Annotated in this window: 16 protein-coding genes; 11 read left to right on the top strand and 5 right to left on the bottom strand. The window is 71.7% G+C overall.

Going from position 1 to position 17,366, the window contains the following annotated elements; translation table 11 throughout:
* Positions 1-19 precede the first annotated feature (19 nt).
* Entirely contained in the window at positions 20-2,107 is a 2,088-nt protein-coding gene (locus WBK31_RS10105; RefSeq protein ID WP_406674688.1) for a protein kinase domain-containing protein, read from the bottom strand.
* 153 nt (positions 2,108-2,260) lie between these two features.
* On the opposite strand from WBK31_RS10105, the gene WBK31_RS10100 reads away from it, so the two are divergent.
* The 4 genes from WBK31_RS10100 (at position 2,261) to WBK31_RS10085 (ending at position 5,639) form a co-directional block, all read left to right on the top strand.
* On the top strand, positions 2,261-2,851 hold the full coding sequence (locus WBK31_RS10100) for a MarR family transcriptional regulator (RefSeq protein WP_364065014.1): 591 nt from the start codon (positions 2,261-2,263) through the stop codon (positions 2,849-2,851).
* A gap of 267 nt (positions 2,852-3,118) precedes the next feature.
* Entirely contained in the window at positions 3,119-4,738 is a 1,620-nt protein-coding gene (locus WBK31_RS10095) for an FAD-binding oxidoreductase (protein WP_406674687.1), read from the top strand.
* Between the two features lie 201 nt (positions 4,739-4,939).
* A complete protein-coding gene (locus WBK31_RS10090) occupies positions 4,940-5,179 on the top strand; it encodes a hypothetical protein (protein WP_406674686.1) in 240 nt (79 codons plus the stop codon).
* A gap of 79 nt (positions 5,180-5,258) precedes the next feature.
* Positions 5,259-5,639, top strand: a complete 381-nt coding sequence (locus WBK31_RS10085; RefSeq protein WP_364065023.1) for a hypothetical protein — start codon at positions 5,259-5,261, stop codon at positions 5,637-5,639.
* Positions 5,640-5,790: 151 nt separating this feature from the next.
* Here the strand turns inward: WBK31_RS10085 and WBK31_RS10080 are convergent, their stop codons facing one another.
* The gene (locus WBK31_RS10080; protein ID WP_406674685.1) at positions 5,791-6,828 is read right to left on the bottom strand and encodes a methyltransferase; all 1,038 of its coding nucleotides are present in this window, start codon (positions 6,826-6,828) and stop codon (positions 5,791-5,793) included.
* Positions 6,829-6,936: 108 nt separating this feature from the next.
* Between WBK31_RS10080 and lexA the strand changes: the two genes are divergently transcribed.
* Complete coding sequence (lexA, locus tag WBK31_RS10075; RefSeq protein ID WP_364065029.1) at positions 6,937-7,605, top strand: transcriptional repressor LexA; 669 nt, start codon at positions 6,937-6,939, stop codon at positions 7,603-7,605.
* Between the two features lie 72 nt (positions 7,606-7,677).
* On the opposite strand, the gene WBK31_RS10070 is transcribed toward lexA, so the two are convergent.
* Positions 7,678-8,493 (bottom strand): SAM-dependent methyltransferase, encoded by an 816-nt coding sequence (locus WBK31_RS10070; RefSeq protein ID WP_364065031.1) that lies wholly within the window; start codon positions 8,491-8,493, stop codon positions 7,678-7,680.
* Between the two features lie 191 nt (positions 8,494-8,684).
* Here WBK31_RS10070 and WBK31_RS10065 point away from each other — a divergent pair, with 191 nt between their 5' ends.
* Entirely contained in the window at positions 8,685-9,203 is a 519-nt protein-coding gene (locus WBK31_RS10065; protein ID WP_364065034.1) for a peptidase inhibitor family I36 protein, read from the top strand.
* A 270-nt stretch (positions 9,204-9,473) separates the two neighbouring features.
* Here WBK31_RS10065 and WBK31_RS10060 read toward each other — a convergent pair whose 3' ends face one another.
* Positions 9,474-10,337, bottom strand: coding sequence for an IclR family transcriptional regulator (locus WBK31_RS10060; protein WP_364065037.1), 864 nt, complete (start codon positions 10,335-10,337; stop codon positions 9,474-9,476).
* Between the two features lie 124 nt (positions 10,338-10,461).
* Here WBK31_RS10060 and WBK31_RS10055 point away from each other — a divergent pair, with 124 nt between their 5' ends.
* The 5 genes from WBK31_RS10055 to WBK31_RS10035 all read left to right on the top strand — a co-directional run bounded on the left by WBK31_RS10055 (position 10,462) and on the right by WBK31_RS10035 (position 15,003).
* Entirely contained in the window at positions 10,462-11,115 is a 654-nt protein-coding gene (locus tag WBK31_RS10055) for an ABC transporter permease (protein WP_364065040.1), read from the top strand.
* Positions 11,102-12,094, top strand: a complete 993-nt coding sequence (locus tag WBK31_RS10050) for an ATP-binding cassette domain-containing protein (RefSeq protein ID WP_364065043.1) — start codon at positions 11,102-11,104, stop codon at positions 12,092-12,094. Before WBK31_RS10055 ends, WBK31_RS10050 begins: the two co-directional genes overlap by 14 nt.
* Positions 12,091-12,873, top strand: a complete 783-nt coding sequence (locus tag WBK31_RS10045; RefSeq protein WP_364065046.1) for an ABC transporter permease — start codon at positions 12,091-12,093, stop codon at positions 12,871-12,873. The genes WBK31_RS10050 and WBK31_RS10045 overlap by 4 nt, the downstream gene beginning before the upstream one ends.
* 71 nt (positions 12,874-12,944) lie before the next feature.
* Positions 12,945-13,916, top strand: coding sequence for a glycine betaine ABC transporter substrate-binding protein (locus WBK31_RS10040; RefSeq protein WP_364065049.1), 972 nt, complete (start codon positions 12,945-12,947; stop codon positions 13,914-13,916).
* Between the two features lie 247 nt (positions 13,917-14,163).
* Positions 14,164-15,003: a lytic polysaccharide monooxygenase gene (locus tag WBK31_RS10035; protein WP_406674684.1), complete on the top strand. Its 840-nt coding sequence runs from the start codon at positions 14,164-14,166 to the stop codon at positions 15,001-15,003.
* Between the two features lie 98 nt (positions 15,004-15,101).
* Here the strand turns inward: WBK31_RS10035 and WBK31_RS10030 are convergent, their stop codons facing one another.
* Positions 15,102-17,177, bottom strand: a complete 2,076-nt coding sequence (locus WBK31_RS10030; protein WP_364065055.1) for an alpha/beta hydrolase-fold protein — start codon at positions 17,175-17,177, stop codon at positions 15,102-15,104.
* Positions 17,178-17,366: the final 189 nt, after the last annotated feature.

Raw genomic sequence — 17,366 nt, 5'->3', positions numbered from 1 at the left:
GATCAGGGGCCGGTGTCGATCAGGGGGCGGTGTCCGTCCAGGTGTGCGCGCCCACGGTCACGGTGGCGGCGGCGCTCACCTCGTACGGCTTGGTGAGATCGATCGGCGCGGACTCCAGCGTCGCCCGGTCGAGCGTGACCGCGACGCCCGTCCCCGCGAACGCCGGCTTGGCGGTCACCTCCTTGCCGAACGCCACGACGGTCCACGCGCCCTTGGCACCCGTGAGCGTCACCGTCGCGCTCTCCCCCGACTGGGTGAACGTGGCGGTCCAGCGGCTCTCCCCGGCGCCCTCCGCCGGAGGCTCGGCCGGGACGGCACCGCCGGTGAGCCACTCCAGCCGCACGCTGTCCTCGCCGCCCTTGGCCACCGCCGCCGTCAGGTCCGCGTACGCGGGCGGCGTGCCCGCACCTGGACCGCCCGGCCTGGCGTCACCGGCCGCGTCGCGCACGGCGGCGCCCAGGAACGGCGGCTCCTCCGGCTTCGGCATGCGGCAGGTCAGGTCGGCCTTGGTGGTCTCGTCCGCCTTGACCTTGGCGAGCGTCCAGCACTTGGTGCCGCCGAGCAGCGTCTGGAGGCGGTATCCGCCGGGGAGCAGCGAGAAGCGATAGCCGTCGCGGTCGGCGCGCCGGCCGGTCACGCGCTTGCCCTTGTCGTTGAAGACCTCGACCAGGCCGGGCTGGTACTCCTTGGGCGCGGACGCGCCCGCGTACCGGATGCCGCCCACGATCGCGCCCTCCGTCGGGGTGGGCGTGGGGTCGGCGGGCTCAGGGGACGGGGACGTGGTGGTCCGCGAGGTCTTCGGGGTCTCGCTCGGCTCGGGCTCCTTCGTGTTCGTCACGAAGTCGGGCGTGGGGTCGGCCGGGCGGGACGCCTCCGCCGTCACCTCGGCTCCGGCCTGCGCCGGCGTACGCGCGTCGTCCGGCAGCAGCGCCCACGCGGCGGCGGCCGCGATCGCGGCGCCGGCCAGCGCGCCCGCGGTGGCCGCCGCCCGCTTCCGGCTTCCTGCCCGCTCACGGCTCCTGGCCCGGGCGCGGGTCGTCCCGTCGGCCGCTCTCCCCGCCGGCTCCGCGCCTCCGCCGCGCGGTCCCGCCGGGCCCCTGGCCGCGCCCGCACCGCCGCGTGTCCCGGCCGCCCGGTCCGGGGCGCCGCCCTGCGGCTCCGCCGGGCGTGCGGCCGTCTCAGGGGCGCCGTCGCGCGGGCTCGCCGCTGACGCGGTCTCCGTGCGCTGGCCGGGGACGGGGAAGCCGTCGGTCAGCGGCGAGTCGCCGCTCACCTGGGCGGACAGGGCGCGGGCCGCCGCGGCCATGGCGGCGGCGCTGGGCCAGCGGGCCGCCGGGTCCTTGGCCAGGGCGCGCATCACGACCTCCGCGACCGCCGCGGGCACGTCGCCGGGCAGCGGCTGCGGCGGGTCATGGACGTGCTGGAGCGCGATCGCGACCGCGTTCTCGCCGCGGAACGGCGGCCGTCCCGCCAGGCACTCGTACGCGACCACGCCCAGCGCGTACACGTCCATGGCGGCGCTCGGCTCTGCGCCTTCGGCCTGCTCGGGCGCGCAGTAGGTGGCGGTGCCCAGCACGATGCCGGAGGCGGTCAGCTTGTGCCCCTCGGCGGCGCGGGCGATGCCGAAGTCGGTCAGCACGACGCTGCCGTCGGCCTTGACGATGAGGTTGGCCGGTTTGACGTCCCGGTGCACCACGCCGTTGTCGTGCGCGGCCTGCAGCGCCTCGGCGGTCTGGGCGACGAGGTCGAGCGTCGCACCCGCCGAGATGCGCCCCCTGCGCTCGAGCAGCAGGTGCAGCGGCTCGCCGTCGAGGTATTTCATCACCAGGTACGGCGTGCGCCGCCCGTCCACGTCGGCGATCCCGTAGTCGAACACCCCCACCACTCCGGGATGCTCGACGGTGGCCATCGCCCTGGCCTCGGCGTGGAAGCGGGCCACCGCGTCGCCGTCGAGCCCCGACCGCACGGTCTTCACCGCCACGACGCGATCGAGCAGGATGTCCCGGGCCCGCCAGACCTCGCCGTGTCCCCCGCTGCCCAGCCGCGACAGCAAGCGGTAGCGGCCCGCCAGCACGGTCTCCGGCATGATCATGTTCGTCCGGTCCACCTTTCACTCCGATAAGCCCCCGTTCTACTTGAAGACGTTGGAAGTGCCGTAACGGTTCGGCGATCCGCGAAATCGGGCAGAACGGGCAAGGCTTGAAGCTGGACCTATACTTCGGAAGCCGGATTTCCGCTCGCAGGCGATAGGGAGGGCCGCGTGCCCGGGCAACGGTCGATCACCGAGGCGGAGAAGCTGGTCGAGGCCAGGCTCGGCGACATGCCGATCGACCGCGAGCGCATGGCCGTGGTGGCGAACATCTACCGCGCCGCGGCCGCCGTACGCCAGCACCTGGAGAACGCCGTCCTGCGCGGCAGCGGCGATCTCACCTGGACCGCGTTCGTGGTGCTGTGGGTGATCTGGCTGTGGGGCGAGCCGGAGAGCCGCCACGTCGCCCAGGAGGCCGGCATCTCCAAGGGCACGCTGACCGGCGTCCTGCGCACGCTGGAGTCGCGCGGGCTGGCCCGGCGGCTGCGCCATCCCACCGACGGCAGGCTCGTGCTCTGCCGGCTGACCGCCGCGGGCGAGGAGTTCATGCGGCGGTCGCTGCCCGCCTTCAACGCCGAGGAGGTGTTCGTCACCTCCCGGCTCGACGGCGAGACCTGCCGGGCGCTGGCCGACGGGCTGCGCCAGGTCGTGCTCCAGGTGGAGGAGCAGGGCGAGGCGCGGCGGCTGGCGCTGCTCGCCGGTGCCGAACCCGCGCCGCGCCGCAGCGGACGCCGCCGCCGCTCCCCCGCCGCCCAAGACTGATCACCCGCGTTCCTCCCCCGCCGCCCGGGACCGACCACCTGCGTCAAGGCGCCGCGTATCAACCGGCCACCTGCGCCAGGACGCCGCGTATCAACCGGCCACCCGCATCAAGACACCGCTTACACCCGGCCGCCTGCATCAAGGCACCCGCGGAAGAGTGCAATCAGGCACGCCCGGGGGTGTACTTAGGTGCATTCCCCGGCCGGCGGGCCGCTCCTAGCGTCGGTGAGGCACTGAGAGATCACCTCACCACTAGGAGTCGCAGATATGAGTGACGTCACGCGCCGGCGACTGCTCGGCGGCACGACCGTGCTCGGCGGGGCCGCCACCGCGGGCCTGCTTCCGGCGCTGCCCGCCGCCGCCACGACCGCCACGGGGAAGGACCCCGGCCCCGTCCGCGTCGGGAAGCCGGACCCGCGATACGCGGACCTCGTCGTGCGCGGCATGAACCAGCGCTTCCGCCCCCAACCCGAGTACTTCCACGTGGTCACCTCCACCGAGCAGGTGGTCAAGGCCGTCGGGGACGCGGTACGCGCGGGCAAGCGGGTGACGGTGCGCAGCGGCGGCCACTGCTACGAGAACTTCGTCGGCGACGGCGCGCAGGTCGTCATCGACATGTGCGAGATGAACAAGGTGTACTTCGACGAGCGGCGCGGCGCGTTCGCCGTCGAGCCAGGGGCGACGCTGATGGACGCGTACCGGACGCTCCACCTCGGCTGGGGCGTGACGCTGCCCGGCGGCCAGTGCGGCACCGTGGCGGCCGGCGGTCACATCGTGGGCGGCGGGTACGGCGCCCTGTCCCGCAAGTACGGGCTCACCGTCGATTACCTGCACGCCGTGGAGGTCGTGGTGGTGGACCGGTCGGGCCGGGCCCGCGCGGTCGTCGCCACCCGCGACCCGCGCGACCCCCATCACGACCTGTGGTGGGCGCACACCGGAGCCGGGGGCGGCAACTTCGGCATCGTCACCCGCTACTGGCTGCGCGATCCGAAGGTCAAGGGCAACGACCCCGCCACGCTGCTGCCCAAGCCGCCCGCCGCGCTGCTCACCGGCGTCGCGTACTGGCCGTGGAAGGGCATGACGAAGGAGTCGTTCCGCAGGCTGGTCCGCAACCATGGCGAGTGGCACGAGCGCAACAGCGATCCCGGCTTCCCGTACGCCTCGCTGTTCGGCGTGCTCATGCTCAACGGCAAGAGCGACGCGGCCGACCCCGGCGGCATCACGCTGGCCTGCCAGATGGACGCCACCGTCCCCGACGCCGAGAAGAAGATGCGGGCGTTCTTCGCCGCCGTGGCCGAAGGGGTCAAGCCGGATATGACGGTCCTGCCGATCGAGCGGCAGCCGTGGTACCACGCGGTGCGCTCGTTCGCGCTCAGCGAGGCCGAGCAGTCCAGCCACTTCAAGGTCAAGTCCAGCTACCTGCGCAAGCGCTTCACCGACCGGCAGATCGACGTCGCCTACGACCACCTCAGCAGGCCCGCCTCCATGCCGCGGACGCTGTGGGCCATCTCGTACGGCGGGCAGGTCAACACCGTGCCGTCCGCCGCCACCGCCACCGCCGAGCGCGACTCCATTCTCAAGGTCATCTGCCTGTCCTCCTGGCAGGACGGCCAGGACGGCGCCGCCCAGCTCCAGTGGGTGCGGGAGCTGCACCGGGACCTGTACGCGACCACCGGAGGCGTGCCGGTGCCGGGCGGGAACTGCGGCGGCGCGTACATCAACTACCCCGACATCGACCACGCCGACCCGAAGTGGAACACCTCCGGCGTCCCGTGGACGACCCTCTACTACGGCGGGAACTACGCCCGGTTGCAGCGGGTGAAGGCGCGCTGGGATCCGCGCGACGTCTTCCGCCACGCCATGTCGATCCGCCTCCCCAAGCCCTGACCCGCTCCGGGGACCCGCCCTCGCGGCTCGCCCCGCCGCCCCCTCACCCTGGCGCTGCCGGCGGTTGCCGCTCCCTCATGTGGGAAAACTGCTCATCGGAGACTTCGCGTCCGCCTGCGGCTCCTCCCCGCAGGCTGTCCCGGCCCTCCTGCGTCCCCGCCCAGGGCGAGGAGGAACCCCCGTCAGGCCGAGGAGGTCGCCGTGCGCAAGGACCTGTGGATGCTGATCGTGCCGCTGATGTTCTTCGACTTTCTTTACGGAATCGGTCACCCGGACTCCGATTTCGCGGGAGTGGTCTTCGTCATCCTCGCTTTCCTGCTCGCTGTCGTCCTGACCCCGGCTGACTCCGGTCGCAGGAGCAGTGACTACGGCGGCGGTGGCGCGAGCTACGGGGGCGGAGGCGGCGGCTTCGGCGGCGATGGAGGCGACGGGGGCGACTGACCCGATCCCGGCGTCCGGGGCTGCTGCGGTGCTGGCCGGGCGGAGAGGGGGCTTTTAGGCTGGGTACGAGGTGATTGTCATGTACGAGACACATGTCCAGCCTCATCGTTACGTCGCCTGGAAGGACCCCGGCGACCCCGACGCCGAGGAGGAGTGCCGCGTCTGCGGGGAGCCGGAGGATCCCCGGCGGCCAGGACTGCACCGTGGCGAGATCGCGCCCGAGCGGCCCGCCGACCCGGCCGAGCTGCCGCTGCTCGACCACCTCGTACAGGTGATACGCACCGAGCTGGCCGACACCCGGGTGCCGCTGCTCGACGCGCACCTCGACATCCTCGCGCGGCGGGCCGCCAACGCCCTGTACCTGCGCGGGGCGATCCGGCCCCGGCGCTCCGACTGGCGCCCGCCCGCCGGTCACGGCGTACGCGGCGGCGACCGGCGAGCGGGGTCCTGCCCGACCTAGCGGCCAGCTGGGTGCTGCCCGACCCAGCGGCCAGCTGGGTCCCGCCCGACGTAGCGGCGAGCGGGGTCCTGCCCGACGTGGCGCGGTTTCAGCGGGTCCCGGTCGGTGGGCAGGTGAGGGTCCGGCCTACGGCGCGTACCCCGGTGGCGGTTCAAGCGGCGGCCGGGGTGCAGGTGAGTACGAGGTGGCCGAGCGGGGTCATGTGCGTGCCGGTCACCTCCAGCGACGCGGCGTCCGCGAGGGCCCGGTACTGCTCCAGGGTGCGCTCGCGACCTCCATTGATGACCAGCATGCGCAGGTCCATCTCGGCGCGCATCGCCGGCGCGGCGTCCGTACCGCCATGAAACTCGATCACGACGATCCGGCCGCGCGGGCCTGCCGCCTCGGCGCAGCGGCGCAGGATGCGTACGGCGGAGCCGTCGTCCCAGTCGTGGATCACGCGGCGGAGCACGTAGACGTCGGCTCCGGCGGGCAGCGGGTCGAAGAAGCTCTGCCCGGCGAAGAAGCAGCGATCGTCCAGTCCGCGATCGGCCAGGAACCGGCGGCCGCGCCCGGCCGTGTCCGGCAGGTCCACGAGGGTGCCGCGCAGGCCGGGGTGTGCCCGCAGCAGCTCGGCGAGCAGGACGCCGGTGCCGCCGCCGACGTCGGCGACGTGCCGTACGCCGGACCAGTCGAAGCCGGCGGCGGCGTCGGCCAGGTAGTCGGAGCCGTCGGCCATCATGGCGTCGAACGTCGCGCCCAGGTGCTCGTCGGAGGCCAGGTGCGACCAGATGGACAGCCCGAAGACCGTCTCCCAGGCGGGCTCCCCGGTCCGTACGGTGTGCAGCAGCCCGGTGCAGGCGAGGTCCATGCGCCCGCCGAAGCCGTCGAGGTCGAGGCGGGCCCGCATCCCCGAGGGATGGCCGGAGGCCAGAAGCGCCGCGGGCTCGTTCACCGCGAACACGCCCGGCTCGGGCTCGGTGTAGACGCCCTGATGGGTCAGGTGGCGCAGCATCCGGTCCAGCGCGTCGGCGTTCGTGCCGCTGCGCCGGGCCAGCTCCTGCACCGGTACGCGGTCGCCGCCGATGAGGTCGGTCAGGCGCAGGGTGGCCGCCACGCGTACCGCCATGGGCGTGACCAGGTCCGTCACCGGCGCGAGCACCTTCCACGCCGACTCCCACGCCGCCTCGCCGCCCGCTGCCTCCGTCATGCCCGCCTCCTTCCACGCCCTGAGAGTACGAAGGCAGGGCCGTAGGCGACAGGCCCTTTCCGGAGCCTGACGCCGCGATGACCACGCCGCGGTGCGGCAGGCTCTAGCATGTCGCCGGTGAGCACCTACGGCGGCCCCGACGCGTTCGAATACCTCGACCTCCAATCGCTGCCCCGGCGGCAGCAGCACATCCTGGCCACGATCAGGGACCACGTGGTCAGATACGGCTACCCGCCGAGCACGCGCGAGATCGCCAAGGCGGTGGGGCTGCGCTCGGCCTCGTCGGTGTCGAAGCACCTCAAGGCGCTGGAGGACCAGGGGCTGCTGCGCCGGAGCTCGACGATGACGCGGCCGATCGACGTGCGGTCGTTCCTGCGCCCCGAGTCCGCCGAGCCGAGCGCCGACCTGGTGAGCGTGCCCGTGGTGGGCGACATCGCGGCGGGCGTTCCCATCCCGGCCGATGAGGTGATGGACGAGGCGCTGACGCTGCCGCGCGACCTGACGGGGCGGGGCACGGTGTTCGCGCTGCGGGTGCGCGGCGACTCGATGATCGAGGCGGCGATCTGCGACGGCGACATCGTCATCGTGCGGCAGCAGCCCGAGGCGCACTCGGGGCAGATCGTCGCCGCGATGATCGACGGCGAGGCCACCGTCAAGGTGTTCCGCCGCCGGGGCGGGCACGTCTACCTCGAGCCGCGCAACCCGGCGTACGAGGTGATCGACGGCGACGAGGCCACGGTGCTGGGCATCGTGGTGTCGGTGCTGCGCAGCGTCTGACCGCTCAGCGTCCCACCAAGCGGGGTCTGACGCTCAGCGTCTCACTAAGCGGGTCTGACACGGCGAGCCGGGTCAGGGCTTGCGGCCGAGACCGCCGTACTGGAACACCTCGCGGTCTTGGAAGCTGGTCTGCGGATCGGGACGCCACTTCGGCAGCGAGACGACGCCGGGCTCCAGCAGCTCGAACCCGTCGAAGAAGGCGCGCAGCTCCTCCTCCGTGCGCAGCGTCAACGGGGTGGCGCCGCTGGCGTTCCACGCGGCGGCGGCCTTGTCCATCGACGGGCTGTGCACGCTGTGCGCGATCGCGAGGTAGCTGCCGGACGGGAGCGCGTCCACGAGCGTGCGGACCGAGCGGTGGGCCGGCTCGGCGTCCGGCACGAACTCCAGCACGCCCATCAGCAGCAGCGCGACCGGGCGGGAGAAGTCAAGCGTGCGGGCCGCGTCGCGCAGGATCGGCTCGGGTTCGCGCAGGTCGGCGTCGAGGTAGTCGGTCGCGCCCTCCTCGGTGCCCACCAGCAGCGCCCGCGCGTGGGCCAGCACGATCGGGTCGTTGTCGACGTACACGATCCTGGCCTTGGGGTTCACCCGCTGGGCCACCTCGTGCGTGTTGTCGGCGGTGGGGATGCCGGTGCCGACGTCGAGGAACTGGTCGACGCCGCACTCACCGGCCAGGTGGCGCACGACGCGGCCGATGAACTCGCGTTCCGCGCGCGCGTTGACCGGCAGGTCCGGCATCACCTCCACGATCTCGTCGCCGACCTGGCGGTCGGGGGCGTAGTTGTCCTTGCCGCCGAGCCAGTAGTTCCAGACCCTGGCGGGGTGCGGCACGGAGGTGTCCATCCGCTCGGCCGGCGCGGCGCGGTCCGCCCTTCGGCGCTCCTCCCCCATCACGACTCCCCATCAGTAACATTTTTCACGTTTCAGTGATCAACATAGACCGCATCGGCCGCCTTCGCAGGGAGAACGCCGCAGGTCCCGCCATCAGCTCAACACGGGCTCAACACAGGCTCAACACGGCGCCTCCTAGCGTCTCCCCCGACGGATCGACACCGTGATCCACTTCGAAAGGGGGAGACGATATGAGCGTTCTCGGACGCGGCACCGGCCGGGCACGGCGCACGCTGGTACGGGCCGGCGCGGTGATCGCCGCGGGCGCCGTCGTGGCGGGCGGGCTCAACGCCGCCCCGGCCCAGGCGGCGGCCAACGCCGCGCGGATCAACGCGTACCTGGCGGCGATCCCGCACGGCACGAAGATCAGCAACAACGAGATCGCCTGGGAGGGCGGCTCGGTGCGGCTGCTGCTGTCGGCCACGGCGGCGTCCTGCCCGAGCGGCTGGTACTGCGTGTACGAGCACAGCAACTGGCGCGGCGCCATGGCGAAGTGGCGTTCGTCACCGGCGCGATGCAAGAAGTTCGAGTTCACCCGCTACTGGCGGGACAAGATCTCGTCGTTCTGGGCGCGCGGCAACTGCGAGCGCAACAACTACTTCCTCAAGGACAAGAAGAAGTGGCAGCCGGACCCGTTCCAGCTCTTCGAGGGCAAGAAGGCGTACGTCCGCTACAACGACCGCTACGACTACGCCGCCAAGGGCCTGTGAGACGGGCCGGAGACAAATCTTCTGAGGCGTGTCGATTCCGGCGCCGCGTGTTCGACGCGCTGGCGGAAAGGCCGGTGGCCGGCCCCGGCGCACCGCCGGGGCCGCGCACCGGCCCCGCCCGGAGGGCCGGCACCCCGAGGCCCCCATCGGATCGCTGGACGCGCAGCATCTCCCCATGGACCCGCATGTGGTCGTCCAGGGCGAGCGCGTGCCTCACGTCCGCTGCCGCGTCCGCCGCTCGCACCCGCCGCAGCCGCCTGAGCCGCCCCGCTAGGGCTCGACGCGGGAGTCCGGCCGGGCGGCGGCGGGGCGGCCCGGTCTGCGGGGGCGGGGCTGCTCCGCCGCGGGCCGGGGGCTCGACGTCGAGTGTCCCAGCGCGATCGAGAACTCCGCCGCCGTCTGCGCGACGATCTCACCGATCTCGTGCAGCCGGGACCGGCCGGCGGCCCGGGTGACCGACACGCTCAGCGCCGCCGTGATCAGCCCCCGGTGGTCGCGTACGGGCGCCGACACCGCGATCTCGCTGTCGTCCAGCTCGGTGTCGGAGATCGCGTACCCGGCCGAGCGAGCGTGCGCGATGTCGGCCAGCCACTGCTCCTCGCTGCTCACCGCGCTGTCCAGCCCCGACGGCAGGGTGGCCTTCAGCAGTTCGCGAACGCGGTCGTCGTCCCAGTCAGCCAGCAGCGAACGCCCCGCCCCGGCCATGATGACCGGCACCGACACCCCCTCCCAGACCCGGTGGTAGGCCCGCGACGAGGGCACCGACAGCAGGGTCAGGACCATGCTGCCGCGCAGCACGCACAGGTAGGCGTCCTCGTCGAACGCGGCGGCCAGGCGCCGCACGTAGGGCGCGGCCAGGCGGACCAGCCGCGCATGCTGGGTGCGGGCGGCCAGCGCGAACAACCGCCACCCCAGGCGATAGCGCCTGGTCAGGGGATCCCGCTCGACCATGCCTTCGAGCTCCAGCGACCGCAGGGCCCGCGAGACCTGGCTCTTCTCGCGGCCCAACCGCTCGGCGATCCAGCTCACGCCGAAGCCGTCGGCGTCCCGATCATCCCCATGACCTGCCAGCACTTCGAGGATCTCCAGGTCCCGGCGTAGCCCGGCCGAGGACAGTGGCGGCTTCTCCGTCATCCTTGTCCGTTCGTAACGAAAGCATTGCACTAGTGTTGCGCTCACTGCATCACATTTTGCGCTCACCGCAACAGATCGCATACGTTTGCGAATCCATGCAAGCGTAAGCGAAGGTGGTCACTTCATGAGTTTCGGCGAGTACGTGGTCTCTCGATGGGACACTCTCTCGCTGGCCGCCGCGGAACATGCTTTGGTCGTGGGGATCGCGATCCTCATCGCCACCGTGATCGGCGTCGGCATCGGACTCCTCTCCTACGACCGGCCGAGAGTGCGCGGCAGCTCGATAGCGGTCTCGGCGGCGGTGCTCACGATCCCCTCGCTGGCGCTGCTCACCCTGCTCATCCCGATCACCGGGCTGGGCTGGGGTTCGACGCTGGTCTCGCTCGTCGTGTACGCGTTCCTGCCGATCATCCGCAACACCGTGACCGGGCTCAACGGCCTGGACGCGGCCACCGTGGAGGCGGGACGCGGGATGGGCCTGACCCGTACGCGGGTGCTGTTCCAGGTGCAGCTCCCGCTGGCCTGGCCGCTGATCCTCGCCGGCGTGCGGATCTCGGCGCAGATGCTCATCGGCATCGCCGCCATCGCCGCCTTCGTCGACGGCCCCGGCCTCGGCAACCAGATCTTCGAGGGTCTGTCCAGGCTCGGCTCGGTGAACTCACTCAACGCCACGCTCGCCGGCACCCTCGGCGTCGTGGTCGTCGCCGTGCTGTTCGACCTGTTCTTCTTCGCCGTCCGCCTACTGACCACCCCGAGGGGGCTTCGTGTTCGACCGTGACTCCGAAGGCGTGCGCATCGAGCTGCGCTCGCTGACCAAGCAGTACCCGGGGCAGGAGGCCCCAGCGGTCGACAACGTCACCCTCGACATCCCCGCAGGCGAGCTCGTGGTGTTCGTGGGGCCGTCGGGGTGCGGCAAGACGACGACGATGAAGATGATCAACCGGCTGGTCGAGCCGACGTCCGGCGAGATCCGCATCGGCGGCCAGGACGTGCTCAGCCTCAACCCGGACGAGCTGCGCCGCCACGTCGGGTACGCCATCCAGCAGGTCGGCCTGTTCCCCCACCTGACCGTGGCGCAGAACATCGGCCTGGTGCCCAAGCTGCTCGGCTGGCCCGCGGCCAAGATCGCCGAGCGGGTCGAGGAGCTGCTCGCGCTGGTCAGCCTGGAGCCGTCCGCGTTCCGCGACCGCTACCCGCGCCAGCTCTCCGGAGGCCAGCAGCAGCGCGTCGGCGTCGCCCGCGCCCTGGCCGCCGACCCGCCCGTGATGCTCATGGACGAGCCGTTCGGCGCCACCGACCCGATCACCCGCGAGCACCTGCAGAACGAGTTCGTCCGCCTGCAGAAGCAGCTCCGCAAGACGATCATCTTCGTCACCCACGACTTCGAGGAGGCCATCAAGCTGGGCGACCGCATCGCGATCCTGCGCGAGCGCTCCCACATCGCCCAGTACGACACCCCGGCCAACATCCTCGCCAGCCCCGCCGACGACTACGTGGCCAGCTTCATCGGCCAGGACGGCACGCTCAAGCGGCTGGCCCTGCTGCGGGTCGAGGACGTGCCGGTGGAGAGCCCCGAACCCGACCCCGCGCTCCCCCAGGTGGCGGCCGGCACCACGCTGCGCGAGGCGCTCGACTTCATGCTGGCCCACGGCACCGACCGGTGCAGCACGCCGTCGGGGGTGGTGACGTACGCCACGCTCTGCGCGGCGGTCGGCGCACCGGAACAACAGCGCGCGGGGAGCGGAGGTGGCCGATGACCGCCCAGACGCTGCCCGCCGCCACGGCGGCGCCGGTCCGCCCGCTCGAACGGCGCTTCCCCCACCTGCGCCAGCTGCTGTTCACCCCGTTCGCCGTGGCCGTCGTGCTCGTCGCCCTGTACGCGTGGGTCGGCACGCTCGAGCTCGACTCCATCGAGCAGCGCAGCCTCAACACCTCGGTCATCCTCACCAAGGCCGTCGAGCACCTGAAGATGACGGCCGCCGCGACGTTCCTCGTCGTGATCATCGCGATCCCGCTCGGCATCGTCGCCTCGAGGGCCCGCAACAAGCTCATCGCCCCGATCATCCTCACGGTGGGCAACCTGGGCCAGGCCGTCCCCGCCATCGGCCTGCTGGTGCTCGCCACGTTCCTCATGGGCGTCGGCTTCAAGACCGCGCTGGTCGGCCTGGTCGCCTACGCCGTGCTGCCGGTGCTGCGCAACACCATGGTCGGCGTCCAGCAGGTGGACCCCGCGCTCATCGAGGCCGCGCGGGGCATGGGCATGACCCGCGGCCAGGTGCTGTGGCGGGTGGAGCTCAAGCTCGCGGTGCCGGCGATCCTGGCCGGTCTGCGTACCGCGCTCGTGCTGACCGTCGGCGTGGCCACGCTCGGCGCGTTCGTCGCCGCCGGCGGCTTCGGCGAGCTGATCATCAACGGACTCAAGCTGAACCGCATGCCCGTCACCATCGTCGGCGGCGTGCTCACCGCGTGCATCGCGTTCCTCATCGACTGGCTCGGCGGTCTGGCCGAGCACGTGCTCAAGCCGCGCGGCATGTGATCTTCCCCTGGAAATCCCCCCGTTTCGTCAAGCAGTACTCGTAAGCAACCCCCACACGAGGTGTATCCGACATGCGTTTCCGTCCCCTCAGGACGACCCTCACCTTTCTCGCCGCCGCGGCGCTGACCCTGTCGGCGAGCGCGTGCGGCGGCGCCGACGCCGTCGAAACGGGAAGCGCCGGCAACGAGCTGGCGGGCGCCAAGTTCGTCGTCGGCTCCAAGGACTTCACCGAGAACATCATGCTCGGCAAGATCGCGGTGCACCTGCTGAAGGCGCACGGCGCGGAGATCGTGGACAAGACGAACCTCGGCGGCACCGTGCCGAACCGTAAGGCGCTGGAGTCCGGCGAGATCGACCTGTACTGGGACTACTCGGGTACGGGCTGGATCGAGTTCCTCAAGAACACCAAGCCGATCCAGGACTCGGCCGAGCAGTTCAAGGCCACCGCCGAGGCGGACCTGAGCAAGAACAAGATCAAGTGGATCGGGCCGACCCCGCTCAACAACACCTACGCCCTGGCCATCCGCTCCGAGAAGGCGCAGGAGCTGGGCGTCAAGACCGTCTCCGACGTGGCCGAGCTGCTCAAGACCAAGCCGCAGGAGGTCACGCTCTGCATCGAGACGGAGTTCTCCACGCGTGACGACGGCCTGCCCGGCCTGTCCAAGGCGTACGGCATGGAGATCCCGAAGAACCAGGTGAAGCTGCTCGACACCGGCGTGGTCTACACCGAGACCGACAAGGGGCAGACCTGCAACTTCGGTGAGGTGTTCACCACCGACGGCCGGATCGCCGCGCTCGGCCTGACGGTGCTGGAGGACGACAAGAAGTTCTTCCCGATCTACAACGCCGCCGTGACGGTGCGGCAGGAGACGTTCGAGAAGTACCCGGCGCTGGAGAAGGTGCTGCAGCCGGTCATCGCCAAGCTGGACGACGCCACCATGCAGCAGCTCAACGCCCAGGTGGACGTCGAGGGCATGGAGCCGGACAAGGTCAGCGCCGAGTGGCTGAAGAAGGAGGGCTTCCTGGGCTCGGACGCGGCTTGATCCGGGTTCACCGGACTTTCGCCGTACGCCGGGTCGGACGCGGCCTGATCCGCGTTCACCGATAGCTCTCGCCGCACCCCCTTCGGTGGGAGAGATGCGAGCGGCCCGCGCCATCATGGCGCGGGCCGCTCCTGCGTTCGGGGATCGGACCGGTCCATTGACCGGAACCGCTTGCGCGTCAGTCAGAAATCGTTAATTCTTAGTAAGGTTTCCTTTTTAATCCTGTCCTCACCCCCCAGGAGCGCAGGTGCGCAAGAGAACGTTCGTCGCCACCGTCACCGCGGCCACCGGAGTGCTGGTGCTGCTGCCCGCATCCGCCGCCCACGCCCACGGCACCATGTCCAACCCGCCGAGCCGCGTCTACGTCTGCAAGAACGAAGGCCCGGAGTCGCCGAAGTCCGAAGCCTGCAAGGCGGCCGTCGCCGCCGGCGGCACCCAGGCGTTCTACGACTGGAACGAGGTCTCGCTCCTCGAAGCGGGCGGCAGGCACCGCGAGCTCATCCCCGACGGCAAGCTCTGCAGCGCGGGCCGCGACAAGTACCGTGGCCTCGACCTCCAGCGGGCCGACTGGCCCGCCACCCCCGTGCGGCCCGGCGACTTCACGCTCACCTACCACGCGACCGCCCCGCACGCGAACAGCAACTTCGAGTTCTACATCACCCGCGAGGGCTGGAACCCCACCATGCCCCTCAAGTGGTCGGACCTGGTGCACATCAAGACGTTCACCAACCAGAACCCGACCACGTTCACGAACTGGACCATCACCCTGCCGCAGCGCACCGGCCGGCACATCCTCTACTCGATCTGGCAGCGCGTGGTCGGCAGCAACGAGGCCTTCTACACCTGCTCCGACATCGACTTCGGCGGCGGCGGCACGCCCGGCCCCGAGCCGGAGCCCGAGCCCAGCCCCACGCCGACGGACCCGAACCCCGACCCGCAGCCCGGCGGCACCTGGAGCCCGAACCACGCGTACGGCGTGGGCGACCGGGTGACGTACGGCGGCGCGACGTACGAGTGCATCCAGGCGCACACCTCGCTCACCGGCTGGGAGCCGCCGAACGTGCCCGCCCTCTGGAGGCGGGTCTGACCTTCCTCGACAGAGGCGCCTGACCGTCGTAGAGAGGGATCCGCTGTAGGAGGGATCGTCCGCTTCGCCGGCGGACGATCCCTTCCTGTTTCATGGCTTCAGTGCTGGACGGTGGCGAGGAAGACGTCGCCGTTGCCGAGCGCGCGGCCGCCCTCCGGCGTGCCGTACGTCAGGCCCGCGATCGCCACCTTCCCCTCCCCCGCCGCGGCGGCGTAGACGTTGGGCTCGGAGAACGGGTCCACGGCGTCGTCCCTGGCGGTGCCGAGCTGGGCGGCGGCGCGCTGACCGCCCTTGGCGTCCAGGCGGAGCGCCACCACGTCGGCGCCGCCCGCCGGCACCCCGACCTTGCCCCGGGTGTAGCCGACCACCTCGACCTCGCCGCCGGGCAGCGCGGCCAGCGCGGCGCCCTCGTCCGCCTGGGCGGTGGCGAGCGAGTGCTGCCAGCGGCGCTTTCCCCGGTCGGTGTAGGCGACGGTGAGCGCGTCTCCGGAAGCGGCACCCGTGGCGACGACCAGGCCGGTGGTGGTGACGGTGACCGCGTTGAGCCGGTCGTCTCCCGCGCCGCCCTCGGTGGCGGCCCAGGTCCTGGCGCCGTCGGCGGTGTAGGCGGCCAGCCAGCCGTCCATGCCGCCGCGCGCGGTCGTGCCGGGCATGGCGGCCGAGGTGCTGCCGGTCAGGTAGAGGCCGGCGGGCGCGGCGGCGACGCCGGTGGCCTTGTCCTCGCCGGGGCCGCCGTACTGGCGGATCCACGCCACCTCGCCGCCGGGCGTGATACGGGCGGCGATGGCGTCCTTGTCTCCGGCGTTCTCGCCGTCCAGCGCGCCCTTGGTGTAGCCGGCGACGTACGCGCCTCCGTCAGGGGCGGCGGCCAGCCCGTAGACGCGGTCGGCGGCGTCCGGCGCGCCGAACTGGGTGATCCAGCGGACCTCGCCGTCCGCGCCGATCCTGACCACGAACGCGTCGTCGCCGGTGTTGCCCGCGTGCTTCCCGTCCAGGTCGCCCTTGGTGTATCCGGCCGCGAGCACGCCGCCGTCCGGCAGCGCGGCGACCCCGTACAGGCGCTCGTCGGCGGGGGTGGAGATGCGGCGCGTCCAGCCGCCGATCCTGCTCACGACGGCGTCCAGGTTGCCGTTCTCCGTGGTGGCGTACCCGATGGTCAGGGTGCCGTCGGCGGAGGCGGCGACGCCGCCCGCCCAGTCGACGCCGGAGCCGCCGTGCAGCGGGGCGGGCAGGCCCGTCGGCGGGGTGACGCTCAGTGCGGGGCCGAGGTCGGCCATGGCCTGCTCGAACGCGGGCGTCCAGACGTCCCAGTCGTGGCCGCCGTCCAGCACCCGGAGCTGCGCGGAGATCGCGGGCGAGCGGCGGGCGGCGTTGTAGAGCGCGGCGGACTCGAAGTCGAGGTCGTGGCGGGCGTCGGCGGGGTCGGGGTTGGCGTACTCGTCGTCGCCGACCGCCACGAACAGCCGTACCGGCAGGTCGGGGTCGAGATCCGGCAGCAGGGCCGGGTAGTTGAGCTCCTTGTAGACCTCGTCGTCGAACTTCTCGCCGCCCTTGCCGAACGCGCCGTAGTCGCGGGCCGAGGAGTCGGACGGCGGCAGCGGCGTGTAGACGGCGGGGCTGAGCACGGCGGCGGCGCCGAACAGGTCCTGATGGGCGAGCGCGTAGCGCAGCGCGCCCGCGCCGCCCATCGAGTAGCCGCCGACCAGGCGGGCCTGCCTGATGGGCGCCGTCCGGTACGTCGCGTCCACGTGCTTGACGAGGTCCCTGGTCAGCGCCGTCTCCACCGGGCGGCCCGGCAGGTCGGCGCCGGTGTACCGGGAGTCGACGTACCAGCTTCCGCGCTCGCTCCAGGGGGCGTCCGGCATGACGGCGATGACGGGCGGGATGCGCTTGGTCCTGATCATGTCGTCGAGGGTCGTCTTGACCCGGGTCCACGCCTGCATGCTGTCGCCCCGGCCGTGCAGCAGGTAGAGCACGGGGTGGCGGGCCTTGTCCCGGTCGTAGCCGGCGGGCAGGTAGACGTTGTAGGCGATGTCCTCGCCCAGGGCCGGTGAGGGCGCGGCGCCGGTCGTGATCGTCCCGCCGGCCCGCACATCGGTCTGGCCGGGAACGCTCAGGCTGAGCGCGGTGACGACGGCGAGCGCGCCGGCGGTGATCCATCGGGGCAGGGGCATCGACCACTCCTGTAAACGTTTACCGAACGCGCCTCATGTTTCGGGAGAGTTTCATGGGGCGGGGGGTTCCTGTCAACCGGTCACGTGATCACCCGCCGGACAAGGCGGCCGCGCGGCGCCGACCGGCGACACCGTGGCCGAACTTAATACTTTTAAGTTGCTGCATAATAGGTATAACTTCTCCCTTCT

This window comes from Nonomuraea sp. N2-4H, assembly GCF_045291505.1.
Classification (GTDB): Bacteria; Actinomycetota; Actinomycetes; order Streptosporangiales; family Streptosporangiaceae; genus Nonomuraea; species Nonomuraea fastidiosa.
Note: the sequence above shows the minus strand (reverse complement) of the source record. Positions and strands in the feature narration are given on the sequence as shown.